Below are 16,441 nucleotides of genomic sequence, written 5' to 3'. Positions count from 1 at the left end.
CGTCCAAAAAGGACGGGCGGGACGCCCATCCCACAATAACAATTAAAATTGTAAGTTATTTAATTCGCGATCCTAACTAATCGCACCGCCAAATCTTAATCGTCTGATCCGCACTGCCGCTGGCGAGCAAATTGCCCGAAGGTGCGATCGCCACCGAGTACACCGTACCCGAATGTCCCTTAAGACTGGTCAACAACTCCCCCGTCTGCAAATTCCAAATATTAATCGTATTATCATCGCACCCGCTAGCCAAAGTCAAACCGTCCCCACTGATAGCAACCGACTCGCCCCGACTCACATAATTCTGCAAAATATGCACCGCCTCATTCGTTCCTAAATTCGTTACACCCTTTCCCCTTCCAGAATTAGTATTTAAAATCCGCAACAAACTGCCCGTCTGCAAATTTCGCAGCTTAATCGTATAATCATTGCTGACGCTAGCAAGAATCTGACCATCCGGCGCGATCGCCACAGAATTCACCCCAACATTCAACCCCGAAAGAGTCCGCAGCAACTTGCCACTTTCCACATCCCAAACCTTACTCGTCGCATCCGAACTGCCACTCGCCAATATTTTACCGTCCGGGCTAAAAACCACCGCATTCACATTGTCAGAATGACCCCTCAAAGTCCGCAGCAACTCACCACTCCGCAAATTCCACAGCTTAATCGTATTATCAGCCCCCCCGCAGCTAGCAATTACCTGGCCCTTCGGGTTAATCGCCACCGAATTCACCTCCATAGAATGTCCCGGAAAAGTACACAGCAAATCGCCGTTGTGCAAATTCCAAAACTTAATTGTTTCGTCCGAACTGCCGCTGACCAACATTTTTCCGTCATAGCTAATAGCAACTGAATTTACGCGATCGGAATGTCCCGTCAGAGTGCCAATTAATTCCGTGGTTTCTAAATCCCAAATCTTAATAGTTTTATCCCAACTACCGCTAGCCAAAATTTTGCCGTCAGGGCTAATCGCCAGAGAATTCACAAACGATGAATGTCCCGGCAGCGTATAGACACACCGCCATTTCTGATGTTTTAATTTGTGAGCTAATTCCTTCACCCGCTTAGCTGCAGCCTCAGCTTCCTCTCTGCGTTTGAGTTCAGCCTCCTCCAGACGCTGGCGTTCCGCCCTAGCTTTCGCCTCTCGCAGCGCCAGCCGCCGCATCTCTCCCTTATAGACTATTCGCTGCTGCTCCTGAATTTCTTTAAGAGTTTCAATATACGGTTTGGCCCAATCTTTAGAAAACCATTCCTGAGCAAATTCCGCCTCTAAATTAAATAACTGAGGTTCGTGAGTAAAATCGATATTTAAATAATACAAATCCGCTAAAAAAGCAGCCAATAACTTGTGAATTGTCACAATTATTTGCCGAATAATCCGCAGGCTCAGCTTTCTATCTTTTCCCTCTGCCTCCAACTGTTGATAAACCTCTTCCCAATTCCAAGGCTGCATCGCCACTAGAGAAACGCTCTGATTGATGACTCCCCAAAAACCGACATGAAAATTAACTTCATAATCGCTGATATCGCTGTACAGTATAGCTGTAGGGACGGGAGACAACACAGTCTGCAACCGCTCCACATCAATATCGGAAATCGATTTTTTGAAATAGTCTCCGTAAAACTGAACCGGGCACAAATCTCCGTGCGGGGGGTAGTGCTGGTTCAAAAAAGCTCTTAACTTAGCCGGCAGCTCGATATTCAGATTGTGGCGAAACGAATCAGGGCAATCTTGGCTAATTTTTGCGGGAGCAACTAACAGCAGCAATCGGTGCTGCTGCTGCTGCAAAATCTGTTCAGTTTCCTGCCGGCTCAAATTAGAAAACCAGTTGTCCCTGTCCCAAATAGTTTGAATTTCGTTCAGCTTAACTCGAATTGCTTCTGATTGAAACTCCCGCATTAAGTCGCGGCAAAGCCGACTAATTGCCCGCTTATCTCTTACTTCTTGTGCCTTAATTCGATTAGCCCGTTCTTCCTTTACCCTTTCTTCTGCGCTGGCGATCGCGATTAATTCTTGTTCTCTGGCCTGCTGCCGCTGCAAATATCTCACTTGTGCTTTAATCCAGCGGGGGTCTTTTTTGATTTGCTGGTTCAAAGCTGAAGAACCAGAGGGCTCAATTTCGGCATAGCGTTCGTTGACAGCGCTTGCTCCCAATCTTTCTCCCAATTCCGAGGCTACAGGCTTCAACAGTTCAATTAGGGTGTCTGAGACTGGGCGGGGTAAGGACATACCAGTTAAAACTTTTTCTTACTTAAGGGCGATCGCGCGAGTCAATCGATTTTAGATTTTAGATTTTAGATTTTAGATTTTAGATTTTAGAATTGAAGCATGACCCCACGGATAAATTCGGGGGCAAGTTTATCGGATACAGGTTTTTTATTTCTGGACGGATGAATCCGGGGGCTTGTATCCTGGATGCTTTCGCTCAGGCATATCTCGATGGGGCGGGGGATCTTGGCATGAGCCCTACATTTGGGCGATCGGTCATTCGATTTTAGATTTTAGATTTTAGATTTTAGATTGACCCCACGGATAAATTCGGGGGCTTGAGGATTTTAGATTTTAGATTTTGGATTGATTCCACGGATAAATCACGTGGCGGATACCACATGAAGAAATTCGCTTGTCAACGTATCTAGAAGGCGTATCGTGCTGCCGCGCAAGTTTAGCACCTTAACTCAATCAGAGTATTTATACACTTTACATTTTACCCCGAATCTGAATCCAAAGCACCGACGGAAAAGACTTCAGGATATGCGATCGACCCTGAGTTCCCCCAATTTGTTTTTTTTGTTGCCTTTTGACTCGCTCTTGTCTATAATCGTACTTCACCACCCTAATTACGGTATTCCGACCTAATAACCGTACATTCACTAGAGGAACAAATATAATGAGCCCGTGGCAACGCCTAACTCAACACCTTCACTGGCCAAAACAGCCACCAGCCAGCACAAATAAATCCTTGACGGCGCTGAAAAGATTTGTATCGCTATTTTTAGTGGGAATAACTTTAAGTCTGACCGTTGCATCCTGCAGCCAGGGCACCACCAAAGGCAACGTAGAATTAACCCTAGTATCCTTCGCAGTCACCAAAGTCGCCCACGAAGCCATAATTCCCAAATTCGTAGAACAATGGCAAAAAGAAAAAGGCCAAACCGTCACCTTCAACCAAAGCTACGGCGGTTCCGGTTCCCAAACTCGCGCCGTAATTGACGGTTTAGAAGCAGACATCGTACACCTAGCCCTCGCCTTCGACACTCAAAGAATCGAAAAAGCCGGACTAATTGAGCCTGGCTGGGAAAAAGAAGTCCCCAACGAAGGGATAGTCAGCAAATCCGTAGCAGCAATAGTCACCCGCGAAGGCAATCCCAAAGGCGTCAAAACCTGGGAAGATTTAGGCAAAGACGGAGTAAAAGTGATTACTGCCGATCCCAAAACATCAGGCGTTGCCCGCTGGAATTTCCTCGCACTCTGGGGTTCGGTTGTTAAAACCGGAGGAGACGAAACCAAAGCATTAGACTTGACTACTAAAGTCTACAAAAACGTCCCCATCCTGACTAAAGATGCCCGCGAAGCCACCGACGTATTTTTCAAACAAGGCCAAGGCGACGCCTTAATTAATTACGAAAACGAGGTTATTTTGGCTGGTGAGAAAGGCGAAAAACCGACTTATACTATTCCAGACGTGAATGTGTCGATCGACAATCCCATTGCCATTATCGATAAAAACGTTGATAAACACGGTAATCGCGAAGTCGCCGAAGCATTTGTCAAATTTCTGTACACCCCAGAAGCTCAGCGAGAATTTGCCAAAGCAGGCTTCCGCCCAGTAGATGCGACAGTAGCGGCGGAACCGGAATTTGCCCAAAAATATCCCCCCATCAAAACCCTATTTACAGCTCAAGACTTAGGAGGTTGGGGAGATATTCAGCAGAAATTCTTCGATGACGGAGCTATTTTTGACAAAATTCAAGGTTCAATTAGACAGTAGTGGCCGGGGCGGGTTTACGAAATGATTGGTTTTAGGCAATTATTATTGGTAAAACCCGTATCTGGTATGGTGCGTCGCTCCTAGATATTCGATCGCGCCTTGCCGATTGTAGGATGGATCCGCACCCTACATCTATCTAATGAGCCAGGGTTTACCAGATGATTGGTTTTAGGCAATTATTTTTGGTAAAACCAGCCCCCGATCGCAATTATTCTTTCCAACTCAAAACTATTCACTTATGGCTGAATCATCTGCAATCAGTAACCCTCAATCTCCGATCGAAAATATCAAAAGGGCGATCGGCAAAATCACATTACCTTGGGGAATCACCCTAGGCTACCTCAGCTTAATGCTATTGCTCCCAGTTGCAGCATTGCTGCTGAAAGCCAGCACAGCAAACCCCGCCGAATTTTGGGCAATTGCCACCAGTCCGATCGCCCTTTCCGCCTACGATGTCACCTTCTTTACGGCATTAATTGCGGCATTAATTAACGGAGTCTTCGGCACATTAATTGCCTGGGTATTAGTCCGCTACGACTTTCCCTTAAAACGGATTATAGATGCAATCGTCGATTTACCCTTTGCGCTCCCTACCTCCGTCGCCGGTTTAACTCTCGCCACAGTTTACAGCGATAACGGCTGGATTGGTTGGTTTTTTGCACCTTTGGGAATCAAGATATCGTTTACTCGCTTAGGCGTAGGTATAGCGATGATATTTATTTCCTTGCCATTTATCGTTAGAACCGTACAGCCAGTTTTAAACGAGATGGAAAAAGAGATCGAAGAAGCAGCTTGGTGTTTAGGTGCTTCTCAATTTGAAACTTTCTGGCGAGTAGTTTTACCGCCGTTATTTCCGTCTATTTTAACCGGAGTAGCACTCGGCTTTTCGCGAGCGGTAGGCGAGTACGGCTCTACTGTAATTGTAGCTTCTAACATACCGTTCAAAGATTTAATCGCGCCCGTATTAATTTTTCAAAGATTGGAACAGTACGACTATGCAGGAGCAACAGTTATCGGCACTGTCATGTTAGGTATTTCCCTGGCAATGTTGTTCGCCATTAATCTCTTACAAGCATGGAGAAGACGCTATGACGACTAATATCAATTCACCCGCTGGTTACAAAAGTCCGCCCGCAGGTTCTAGTCGGAGCCAGGAAAAAGCTTGGGTAAAACCAACTTTAATCGGAATTGCGATCGGCTATCTCGCTCTTGTCTTATTTATCCCCACTCTCAACGTTTTTTATCAAGCTTTCAGAAAGGGATTTGAGCCATTTTTTTCTAACTTAACCTCACCAGATTTTCTGCACGCAGCGCAACTAACCCTGATAATTTCTCTGATAGTTGTGCCAATAAATACAGTATTCGGTTTGTGTGCAGCCTGGGTAATTGGCCGCAATAAATTTCGGGGGCGCACGCTACTAATCAGCCTTTTAGACGTGCCTTTTGCCATCTCTCCCGTAGTTGCAGGTTTAATGATTGTACTGCTTTACGGTCGGCTGGGATGGTTTGGGCCGTGGCTGGAGGCGGCAAATATCAGGGTTATTTTTGCCTTCCCTGGGATGGTGCTGGCTACTGCCTTTGTTACCTTGCCTTTTGTGGCCCGCGAAGTAATTCCTGTTTTGGAAGAAGTCGGAACAGATCAAGAAGAGGCGGCGAAAACTTTGGGAGCAAATGACTGGCAAATTTTCTGGAATGTCACGCTTCCCAGTATTCGCTGGGGATTGCTTTACGGAGTAATTTTGACCAATGCTAGAGCAATGGGAGAATTTGGAGCCGTCTCTGTGGTGTCGGGAAATATTGCTAAAAAAACACAAACTTTGCCTTTGTTTGTAGAGGATGCTTACAAGCAGTACGCGACGCAAGCCGCATTTTCGGCTGCGGTAGTTCTCGGTCTTTTAGCAGTTGTTACTCTCGTGCTTAAGGAGATTTTAGAACGAAAAACTAGGATTAAAGAAGTTGAAGAATAGTCATTAGTCATCAGTCATTAGTCATTAGTCATCAGTCATTAGTCATTAGTCATTAGTCATTAGGGTGTGCGCTGTGAACCTCATCCCTCAAACCAGTCATTAGTAGGGTGCGGCGCTATCGACAATCTAGTGGGAAGCTCGAAAATCTCGCAGCAACGCACCCTACAAGATATTGGTACAAAATGTAAACTGAAACAAAAATTAGGAGTCCCAAATGTTAGCTCACAACACTAGCGAATCTCAATTTGAGCCGATCGACAATTTTCACAAAACCCAAGAATCAGATATTCCCAAATCTGAGATTGGCGACAGCAGACCAACTCAAACCCGCATTCGCATTCGTGTTCCTAAAGAATACCATCAGGAACCTGTAATCTCTAACCTGATTTCTGAATACGGTTTGACGGTAAATTTTAATGCCGCTTTGTTGGGTGTCAAAACTTTAGATGACGGTTGGTTTGATCTGGAACTTAACGGTACAAGTAAACAGATTGAAACGGCTCTGATTTATCTCAATGATTTGGATGTAGAAATCTGGAGCAATTCCAATAATCCCGATGAAGAAACTTGGTAATTAGTGAGTCTGGGACGCACCAACCTGGAAGATCAGCTAAGGATCGCTAATTAAATAATTTACACTCTTGAAAGTGGGATGGGCGTCCCGCCCGCCCTTTCTGGACGGGCGGGACGCCCATCCCACAAGAACCATCACGCATTCTAAGTTATTTAATTATCATTCCTAATATTCTGGACTGACACGCATATTTTTTTCGACCCGATTTATTGAGCCTAATAGTCTCAAGTAATGTTAGTCATGAGTCAGCCTATCTCTTCCTGTAAAATAACCGTTATCAAGGTTCTAGTGAGGAATGCAAGCCTTCATAAAACTCAGAGGACTTGTTGCATTCCTCCCTACAAAGCAATTTAATGGCGGTTGTTCGTTAGCGAAGCTTGCAGAAGAGGATCGCAGGGAGCATCTCATATTTGTAAAAATACTTCTTCTGGCTCCTTCCTTCTTCCTCTTTCCTTCTGCCTCCTGCCTCCTGCCTCCTGCCTCAAAACTCCAATTTATAGCTGGGCTGCAAAGGTGAGATGCTCCCGGATCGCACATACCGATCATTCAGCAGGGAACAACTACCAAATAACACCAGCTTACAGCTAATAATCGTGATTGATGACTCTTGATTAAAAAATATCGATCGCCATCAATTAACTATTGGATTGACAATTTTTATAAAATCTGGTTTTTTCTCCATCTCTGGCATATCAATAAACAGCGCGCACGTCTTCTCCAACATTGTTGTAACAGCCGGAACAATATCCCCCTATAAAACTTCTAAACAATCAAACTAACTCAGTTATGGCAGGGCAGCATAAAAAAAAGTTTTTGTCAATATTCAATTTAGGTGAAAGTTAGGTTAGGTGAAATTAGGAGCGATCCTCTTCTGCAAGCTTCGCCAACGACTCTCATCCGCACTCAGCGGGAAAGCTCGATCGCTGCTGCGGTTGGTTTGTGATATGAATTTGATGTGTGCGTGTACCAGGAGAATTTGAACGTGGAACTCTATAAAGAACGGAAACACCAAATAGTTTTTGCTGATTCACAAGTTAAAGATTGCGAAAGTTTAACAGAAACGGTCAATTCCGATACAGAAATTGTTATTCTCAAAGCCGATCGCGACGGCATTGAGCAAATTGCCGAAACACTTAAACAGCGGAAAAACATTGCAGCCGTCCACATTTTGTCTCACGGCGCAGCAGCCAGCTTGCAACTGGGAGCAACAGAACTAAATCTGTGCAACATTGAAAGCTACCGCAATTATTTAGAAACATGGTTTGCTTTGCCAGCAGCCGAAACAAACTCGAACTCTTCAATTACAGCTAAACCCGAAATTCTACTTTACGGTTGCAACGTCGCCGCCACAGAAGCAGGTGTCGCTTTCGTCCAAAGGCTGAGCCAGCTCACCGGGGCAAATATTGCCGCTTCCGATAACTTGACTGGCAATGCTGCGTTGGGGGGAGACTGGGAACTCGAAGTAACTACGGGCAACATAGAAACACCTTTAGCATTTTCGGCTGAGGCGAGGGAAGCTTACAGTGCAGTTTTAGTCGCCACATTTGGCGAACTGCGAGATGCGATAACTCTGGCTAACGCTTTGCCCAATGCAGACACGATCGCCATCACCAGCAACATCACCTTAGCCGCCGGAGACGTTCTGCCCAGAATTTCCACCCCCATCACCTTTACCGGCGGCGGTTTCATCATAAATTTCGCTAATAACCGGGGCTTTTTTGTAGACACCGGGACTGCCCCAGTCAGCTTTTCCAACCTGACATTGACCGGTGGTCGAGCGCTAGGCGGTGCCGGTACGGGCGGCGGTGGCGGTGCGGCAGGCATGGGAGGCGCACTATTTATCAACACCGGCGATGTCACAGTTAATAGCGTTACCTTCAATGGCAACAGCGCTACGGGCGGCGCGGGCAGCGCCGCCCCCGTCGGTCCTGCAGTCGCAGGCCCTGGCGGCAACACCGATTTTGCCAGCCTGTTTCCCTTCGTTTCCGCAGGCGGCCCCGGTCAAGCAGGCCTCACCGGGTTGGTCAATAACGGCGGGGCAGGTGGACCAGGCGGCCCCGGCGGCAATGGTGGCGCTGGCAGTGGCGGATTGCCAGGAACCGGTCTCAACGGCGGAATTGGTGGCGCGGGAGGGGTTGGTGGCAGCGGTACACCGGGCGGTACTAATGGCGGAGTTGGAGGCATCGGCGGCGCTGGCGGCGCTGGCGGGCTCGTCGGTGGCGGAGGCGGAGGCGGTGGCGCTGGTGGCACCGGCGGCACGCCAGGTACGGGCACTGCAGGCGCTGGGGGCGTTGGTGGCGCTGGTGGTGCTGGTGGCTTTGGCGGCGGTGGCGGCGGTGGCGGCGCTGGCGGTACTGGCAGTGTCGCAGGTGCGATCGGCGCTGGCGGTGTGGGTGGCTTCGGTGGAGGTAGCGGCAGGGGTGCAGCAGTAGTAGCCAGCACGACCCTCGGAGGTTTCACGCCAGGTGGCACTGGTAGCCCAGTCACTGGCGGCGGCGGTGCTGGTTTGGGAGGCGCAATTTTTGTAAATGCTGGCAGTTTGGCTCTCAACAACAGCACTTTGTTCAACAACACAGCAATAGGCGGCGATCCGGCCGGCGCGGTCCCTACACAGGGTGCTACACCGGGTCTTGGGGCAGGTGCCGCAATTTTTGTCAACTTGGGCGCTAGTGCAACTCTCACTAACAACACTATTACGGCCAACAATGCTGGTCCCGATCCTGCTCTTGCTTACGGGGGGGGAATTGCTACTAACGGCGGTATTGTGGATCTCAGAAATTCGATCGTCGCAGGCAATATTGGTGGCGTCCGTCCCGACGTGTTCGGGACATCCTTCGCTGCCACCAGCAGGAACAATTTGATCGGGGACGTTGGTAATGCGAACAGTGGTAATCAGACCAATTTACCTGCCACCCAGCAACTGACCGTTCCTCTAGCAAATGTCATAGCCCCTACCGCAGCATTGAACCAGGCTACAGCCGGTCCTGTTACCTTTGCTTTGGCGGACAGTCCTAATCCGGCCCTCAACGGTGGCGACCCCACCGCGGCTGCGGCTGCCGGGGCAACTGACCAGCGAGGTGCTGGCTTTCCCCGGACGATCGGCGCTAGTGTTGATATCGGTGCTTATGAATACGGCCCGATCGTCACAGGGGTTAAATTCAACGACCTTAACGGGGATAGCCTGCAAGGTGCTGCAGCGACTGAACCAGGTCTTCCGGGCTGGGTGATTTCTGTAGGCACGAAAAGCGCTACTACCGCACCCGACGGCACTTATACCCTGCGCGACGTAAAAACAGATACTCCGATTACAGAAGCGCCTCCCGCTGGAACGCCTGCTACTGCTTGGGTGCAGACCCTCGGCCCGACTCCGCCAAATACCGGTATTGTTGATGTTACGGGTGCTAACTTCGGCAATTTCCAACTGACATCGATCGCGGGCAAAACCTACACCGATCTCGTCGGCAACAAAGTCTTAGACCTTGGCACCGACACCACATTAAACGGCGTCACGGTAACTTTATACAAAGACACCAACAACAACAACACGCTAGAAGTCGGCACAGATACGGTTGTGGGCACTCCACAAACCACTGCGGGAGCCGGAGATTACACATTCGCGGATATAGGCCCCGGCAATTACCTGATACAAGCCACTGCCCCAGCCAACTCCACTATCTCTTTCCCCGCTGCCGCACTTCCCGTTACCTCCCAAAGCGGTACTCCCGTCACCGGTCAAAACTTCGGCATTTTCCAAAACATCACCGTTAGCGGCACCAAATTCACCGACCTCACAGGTAATAGCTTCTCTGCTGACGACACCCCCCTCAACGGCACTACCATTCGCTTGTTCAAAGATACTAACGATAACAGCACTTTAGATAGCGGTGATACGGAAATTGCCTCTCAAGTTACCGGTACAGCGCCAGCGGCGCCTGGGACGTATAGCTTTGCCAACGTCGGCTCCGGTCGGCACTTTGTGAGAGAAGACGTGCCGGATGGTTTCTCACAAACCGCCGGCCCGACTTTTTATCCAATTAACCCGGTCAGCGGCACAAACATTACGGCTCAAAACTTCGGCAATTTCCAACTAGGCAAAATCAGCGGGATCAAATTTAATGACCTCAACAAAAATGGCATCCAAGATGGGCCAGAAGAACCACCGCTAGGAGGCTGGACAATTTACTTGGATGCCAACGACAGCGGCAGCCAAGATGCAATACCAGGCGAAACAGGCACCAACGCCACCGTCACCGATGTCGCCGGTAAGTATCAGTTCACCAACCTGCCAGCCGGCACTTATACAGTGCGGGAAGTGCCACAAACCGGCTGGACGCAAACTGTACCCCCCGTCAACCCAGCTAGGCCTACTGTTCCCGGCGCGTTTACGATCGCCGTCACCAGCGGCACAGACTCCCAAAACAACAACTTCGGCAACTTCAAGCCCAACTCGATTAGCGGTCTGAAGTTCAATGACCTCAACACAAATGGCATCCAAGATGCGCCAGCAGAAACAGGACTACCCAACTGGCAATTCTTCCTCGATACCAACGATAACGGTACTCTCGACACTGGGGAACCGAACACCCTCACCGATGCCACCGGCAACTACAAATTCCTCGATTTGTCAGCCGGAACCTATAAGGTGCGGGAAGTCTTGCAGCCTACTTGGACGCAAACTACCTCCGACCCGGCGGACATCACTGTCACCAGCGGTCAAGATATCGCTAATATCAACTTCGGCAACTTCCAGTCGAGCACTATCAGCGGTCAAAAATTCAATGACCTCAACAACAACGGCGTTAAGGATGCCGGAGAATTGGGGCTAGCTAACTGGCAAATATTCCTCGACAGTATCACTCCCGATGGCATCTTTCAGCAGGGCGAACCGACTACCATCACTGATGCAGCGGGCAACTACACTCTGCGAGATATACCTGCAGGTACTTACCAGGTAAGGGAAGTCCAGCAAAACGGGTGGACGCAGACGACCCCTAACCCCGCTCCCGTTACGGTTAATCCCTCGGATAACATCACAGGCATTGACTTCGGCAACTTCCTGCCCCAACCGGGGGCGATCCGAGGTCTGAAGTTCCAAGACACCAACAACAATGGCACTCAGGATGCTGGAGAACCGGGTTTACCCAATTTCCAAATTCAGTTAACCAATGTCGTAGCTGGAACTGCTCCTGCTCCTGTTACTACTACCACAGACAACAGTGGCAACTACCTGTTCGCGAACCTAACGCCGGGAACCTACCGCGTCAGGGAAGTCAACCAAACTGGGTTTACCCAAAGCACACCCGACCCTGCCGACATCGCCCTAACTTCAGGCGCTATTGTTACGGGCATCAACTTCGGGAACTTCCCAGCGCCGCCGCCGCCGACGCCGACTCCGACGCCGACTCCGACTCCGACGCCGACTCCGCCGCCAGTGCCACTGCCACCTGTACCGACGCCGACGCCTGCACCTGCGCCGACGCCTGCACCTGCGCCGACGCCTGCACCTGCGCCTGCACCTGCACCTGCGCCGACGCCTGCACCTGCACCTGTAACGACGCCGACGCCTGCACCTGTACCGACGCCGACACCGACACCGGAACCTGTACCGACAGATTTGGTTTGCCCTGAGAACTTCCCCAGGATAGCTACTCCCACTGAACCAGGTACTCCGACCGCGGGTAATGTGATCAATGGCCCTAACGGGGACGATACGATCGTGGGTAGTGCTGGCAGTGACTCTATCTTCGGGTTGAGCGGCAACGATTTGATCTTTGGTCGAGGGGGCGGTGACTATATCAATGGCAATACGGCCAACGATACTGTCTATGGAGGCATCGATAGCGATACTCTCTTTGGTGGCAAAGGGTTTGACCTGATTTTTGGCGATCGCGGTAACGATACGATTTTTGGCAATCGTGGCAACGACTCTCTTTCTGGCGACGAAGGCAATGACTTATTGTACGGGGGCAAAGCCGATGACGTAATTTTGGGAGGCGCTGGCGACGACGTGCTATTTGGCGATCAAGGCAATGACACTCTCTGCGGCGACGACGGTAACAATACCTTAATTGGGGGCAGCGGTGATGATTTGCTCTTTGGTGGCACCGGCGATAACTTGCTCTTTGGTGGTATTGGCAGCGATACTCTCGTCGGTGGCAGTGGCAGCGATGGTTTTGTCTTGTCAGCGGGCGGAGGAATTGACACGATTTTCAACTTCACTGCAGGAGTTGATTCGATCGAGTTGGTGGGAGGCTTGGACTTCAATCAACTGTCGTTAACCGAAACTAATGGCTCGACGGCGATCGGAATTGCCAACAGCGACCAGATTTTGGCTATACTGACGGGCGTACAGCCGAGCCAGTTATCGGCTCAGAGTTTTAACTTGCTGGTTTAGTCTGCAGATCAAAGTTTCGAGAGTCAGCCAAAGAAGGGGAACGAATTCCGTTCCCCTTCTTTGGTCAAATTTGTTCGAGATACTTCAGCAAGTCGGCCATTTCTTGCGGACTCGGTTGAAACTGGGGCATTGGTGGGGTTTGCCCGCTGGTGACTTGCCGGATCAGATCCAATTCGGATTTGCGATCGGAAACTCCGTGCAAGTTGGGCCCGACTTGACTGTCTGAAACGGAGATGTGACAACCCGCACAGTTCATTTGAAAGATGGCGGAACCCTGAAACGGGTTGCCCGTGAGGGATAGGACGCTTTTGACGTAAGGATCGGCGACTTGAAATTGACGTATTGTGATAATTGCCAACATGATGGCAAGCAACACCGCTAGCGCAAATATGGCAAGTCGCTCGATCGGGTTTTTAATTTCATTCCTGGCAAGTTGGTTATTCAAAGGAGTTCAATTAAAAATAGTATCTACAAGAAAATTTATTTCTCATAACATAGCTTAATCGTTCGCAGCGGGGAGAGCAAGGTCTGAGACTCCCGGAAGGGCGCTTTTTGGAAAATTCATCTGTGTAAGTGCTGGTAATATTAAAAATAGGTTGTTAAATCTTAACGTTAAGGAGCTCTCATGGTAGAACCGCTGCTTTCAGGTATTGTTCTGGGTCTAATCTTTGTTACTCTGGCGGGGCTGTTTTTTGCTGCTTATCAGCAGTACAAGCGCGGCGATCAGTTGGGTATCAACAAGTAAAAGGGACCTACAGTCTCTAACTCAGGCTGTCAGGGAATGGGGAATTGGGCATGGGGCATGGGGCATCCGGCATTAAATCTGCCTACTGACTTCTTCCCTCTTCCCTATTCCTTGTTCCATCCGTTACACCCGTTACACAATCCGTTGCCGAACTTCCTTGTTCCATCCGTTACATCCGTTACACAATCCGTTGCCGAACTTCCTTCGTTAAAGATATCGATCGAGAATAGCAGCAGTTTCCAGCCCTGTTTTTTCCCAGCTAAATTGTTTTGCTCTGGCTAAACCGAGCTCCCGCAATTGCGATCGAACTTTGGCATCGACTGCAAGCTCTTGCATAGCAGAGGCAATTTCCTCGACGCTGTAGGGGTTGACTAATAAGGCTGCACCCCCAGCCACTTCGGGCATTGAAGACAGGTTAGAGGTGATTACAGGAGTGCCGCAGCCCATTGCTTCGAGCACGGGGAGCCCGAATCCTTCCCAAAGACTGGGGAAAACCAGGGCGATCGCTTGGTTGATGACTTTGGGCAAGTCAGCCGCGGGGAGGTAATCTAGGAATTTTACTCGATCGACCAATCCCAATTCTTGAACCTGCGCCTTCAGCAGCGGGGTATAGCGTTTGTCTTCCGAACCTGCTATCCACAATTCGTACTCGGAATTATCATGCAAAGCAGCAAAGGCTGCTACAACTCGCTGCACGTTTTTATACGGATTGTGGCGACCGATATAAAGAAAATAATTGCTTGTTGGCAAGTCTAAAAAACGGAAAAAACTGGTATCGTATCCGGGAAAAATTGGCGTAATTAAATTATTAGGAATATTGCAAAAATTAGCGATATCTTTGGCAGTTGATTCCGAGTCGCAGATGACGTGTTGAGCCTGCCGCAGCACTTGGGGAATGTAATAGCGGTGGTAAGGTGTCAGAGGATCGAAGCGGCGGGGAAATCGCAGCGCTATCAAGTCATGTACTGTAATTATATAGCGGCAACCTGCAAATAGAGGAGCTTCGGGAATTGGGGAAAATAACAGGTTAGATTTTAGCTGTTTGTAAATTTTGGGGAGTTGGGTTTGTGTCCACAGCAATCGGTTGATGTGTCCTTTTGTGCCTTGTTCGGGCGTTAGGTTGCCGGGGATTTGGTAGCAGTTGCTATTGGGGAATTTTTCGGCTGTTAGTAATGTTGGGTTGAGGGATTTTAGGTGGGGAAATAGGTTTTTGGCATAGATGGCTAAGCCGGTTGGTTTGGAAATTAGGAAGGAGAGGTTGATGAGCAGGTTGGATTGGGGATTGGGCATGGGATAATATGTAGATTGCGGTTTTTGAGTGGGATTTTTTTTATTTAACCTGAGATATTACACCATTATCAATTAGCTTTTTAGGAACAGGCAAGATGCCTGTTCCACAAGAAAATTTATCTTTTGTGGAACAGGCATCTTGCCTGTTGCTGACAATGGTGCAAGATGTGAGTTTAACCGCAGAGGGCGCAGAGGACGCAGAGAGGAGAAAGGAAGAGAGGGAAGGTTTAAAGATATTGTTGTAAGATGTTGGCGGTTGCTTTTCCGGTTTTGTGCCAGCTAAATTGAGATGATCTGGCTAAACTAGCAGTTTTTAAGTTCGATCGCACTTTTGAATCTGTGGCTACTGTTTGCATGGCTTCGGCTATTTCTCCGGCGCTGTAAGGATTGACTAATAATGCGGCATCTCCGGCTACTTCTGGCATTGATGACAGGTTGGATGTGATGACGGGTGTGCCGCAAGCCATTGCTTCTAAAATTGGTAAGCCGAATCCTTCCCACAGTGTAGGGAAAACTAGGGCGATCGCCTGATTCATCAGTACGGGCAATTGAGAATAGGGAACGTAACCGAGAAACTTTACCAAAGATTGTAAACCTAATTCTTCAACTTGTGCTGTCAACTGCGGCGTGTAGGCATTGGGAGGCCCTGCTAGCCACAATTCGTAATTTGCGCGATCGGGCAAACTCGCAAATGCAGCAATTAATCTTTCCAAGTTTTTGTAAGGATCGTGTCTGCCGGTATAAAGAAAATAATTTTTGGCTGGCAAGTCGAGATATCTAAAATTAATATTATCGCAAGCTAGGGGAATTGCGGTCATCTTTTTAGGCGGAATTTGGAAAAAGTTAGCAACATCTGCCGCCGTTGCTTGAGAATCGCAAATAATGTGTTCTGCTTGCCTCAAAACCTGCGGTATGTAGTAGCGAAAATAAGCTGTTAATCTAGAAAACCGTTGGGGAAACCGCAAAGGAATTAAATCGTGAACTGTGACGATGTAGCTGCAGCCGGAATACAAAGGTGCTTCGGGAATAGGACAAAATAGGAGGCTTGACTGCAATTTTTTGTAAATTTTAGGTAAGTCAAATTGAGTCCACCTAAGCCTGTTAATTTGTCCTTTCGTCCCTCGATCGGGCGTGAGATTGTTTGGTATTTGATAGCAAGTATAATCGTCAATATCCTGGGAAACAAGGAGTGTAGGTTCTAGCTTTTGAAGTTCGGGAAAAAGATTTGCTGCATAAGTCCCGATTCCCGTCGGTTCGGGAGTTAAAAAGGACAAATTGATTAAAAGTGAATTAGACATGATTTTAGGGAAAGATATCCGGCGACTGGAAGTCGCGACTACACATACAAAGTCCGCCTACGCGGACTGAAGAAAAGGGTAATAAAATCGACTTTGATATTAGTCCTCTTAAGAGCGTTCCACCGGCGTCGCACGCCGGTTATGAATAAAAGAAACAGTAAAGCTAGCCCAAAAGTTG

Annotated in this window: 11 protein-coding genes; 7 read left to right on the top strand and 4 right to left on the bottom strand. The window is 48.7% G+C overall.

From position 1 onward, the window contains the following. Positions 1-76 precede the first annotated feature (76 nt). Positions 77-2,233: a WD40 domain-containing protein gene (locus tag QUB20_RS26055; protein ID WP_333250620.1), complete on the bottom strand. Its 2,157-nt coding sequence runs from the start codon at positions 2,231-2,233 to the stop codon at positions 77-79. A 661-nt stretch (positions 2,234-2,894) separates the two neighbouring features. Between QUB20_RS26055 and QUB20_RS26050 the strand changes: the two genes are divergently transcribed. The 5 genes from QUB20_RS26050 (at position 2,895) to QUB20_RS26030 (ending at position 12,930) form a co-directional block, all read left to right on the top strand. Further along, positions 2,895-3,995: a sulfate ABC transporter substrate-binding protein gene (locus tag QUB20_RS26050; protein ID WP_333250618.1), complete on the top strand. Its 1,101-nt coding sequence runs from the start codon at positions 2,895-2,897 to the stop codon at positions 3,993-3,995. Positions 3,996-4,233: 238 nt separating this feature from the next. After that, entirely contained in the window at positions 4,234-5,094 is an 861-nt protein-coding gene (cysT, locus tag QUB20_RS26045; protein ID WP_333057938.1) for a sulfate ABC transporter permease subunit CysT, read from the top strand. Then, the gene (gene cysW, locus QUB20_RS26040) at positions 5,084-5,962 is read left to right on the top strand and encodes a sulfate ABC transporter permease subunit CysW (RefSeq protein ID WP_333057939.1); all 879 of its coding nucleotides are present in this window, start codon (positions 5,084-5,086) and stop codon (positions 5,960-5,962) included. Before cysT ends, cysW begins: the two co-directional genes overlap by 11 nt. A 214-nt stretch (positions 5,963-6,176) precedes the next feature. Continuing rightward, positions 6,177-6,536: an NIL domain-containing protein gene (locus QUB20_RS26035; RefSeq protein ID WP_333057940.1), complete on the top strand. Its 360-nt coding sequence runs from the start codon at positions 6,177-6,179 to the stop codon at positions 6,534-6,536. A 982-nt stretch (positions 6,537-7,518) separates the two neighbouring features. Beyond that, entirely contained in the window at positions 7,519-12,930 is a 5,412-nt protein-coding gene (locus QUB20_RS26030) for a DUF4347 domain-containing protein (protein WP_333250616.1), read from the top strand. Between the two features lie 64 nt (positions 12,931-12,994). Here the strand turns inward: QUB20_RS26030 and QUB20_RS26025 are convergent, their stop codons facing one another. Then, complete coding sequence (locus QUB20_RS26025; RefSeq protein ID WP_333205447.1) at positions 12,995-13,375, bottom strand: cytochrome c; 381 nt, start codon at positions 13,373-13,375, stop codon at positions 12,995-12,997. Positions 13,376-13,555: 180 nt separating this feature from the next. Between QUB20_RS26025 and petG the strand changes: the two genes are divergently transcribed. After that, positions 13,556-13,675, top strand: a complete 120-nt coding sequence (gene petG / locus QUB20_RS26020; RefSeq protein WP_006632329.1) for a cytochrome b6-f complex subunit V — start codon at positions 13,556-13,558, stop codon at positions 13,673-13,675. 207 nt (positions 13,676-13,882) lie between these two features. On the opposite strand, the gene QUB20_RS26015 is transcribed toward petG, so the two are convergent. After that, a complete protein-coding gene (locus QUB20_RS26015; RefSeq protein WP_333250614.1) occupies positions 13,883-14,965 on the bottom strand; it encodes a glycosyltransferase family 1 protein in 1,083 nt (360 codons plus the stop codon). A 95-nt stretch (positions 14,966-15,060) separates the two neighbouring features. On the opposite strand from QUB20_RS26015, the gene QUB20_RS26010 reads away from it, so the two are divergent. Further along, complete coding sequence (locus tag QUB20_RS26010) at positions 15,061-15,210, top strand: hypothetical protein (RefSeq protein WP_333250612.1); 150 nt, start codon at positions 15,061-15,063, stop codon at positions 15,208-15,210. On the opposite strand, the gene QUB20_RS26005 is transcribed toward QUB20_RS26010, so the two are convergent. After that, positions 15,193-16,263 (bottom strand): glycosyltransferase family 1 protein, encoded by a 1,071-nt coding sequence (locus QUB20_RS26005; RefSeq protein WP_333250609.1) that lies wholly within the window; start codon positions 16,261-16,263, stop codon positions 15,193-15,195. The genes QUB20_RS26010 and QUB20_RS26005 overlap by 18 nt on opposite strands. Positions 16,264-16,441: the final 178 nt, after the last annotated feature.

The organism is Microcoleus sp. B4-C2 (assembly GCF_036705265.1).
Classification (GTDB): Bacteria; Cyanobacteriota; Cyanobacteriia; order Cyanobacteriales; family Microcoleaceae; genus Microcoleus.
The sequence above is the reverse complement of the archived record's forward strand: the minus strand, read 5'-3'. Positions and strand labels throughout refer to the sequence as shown.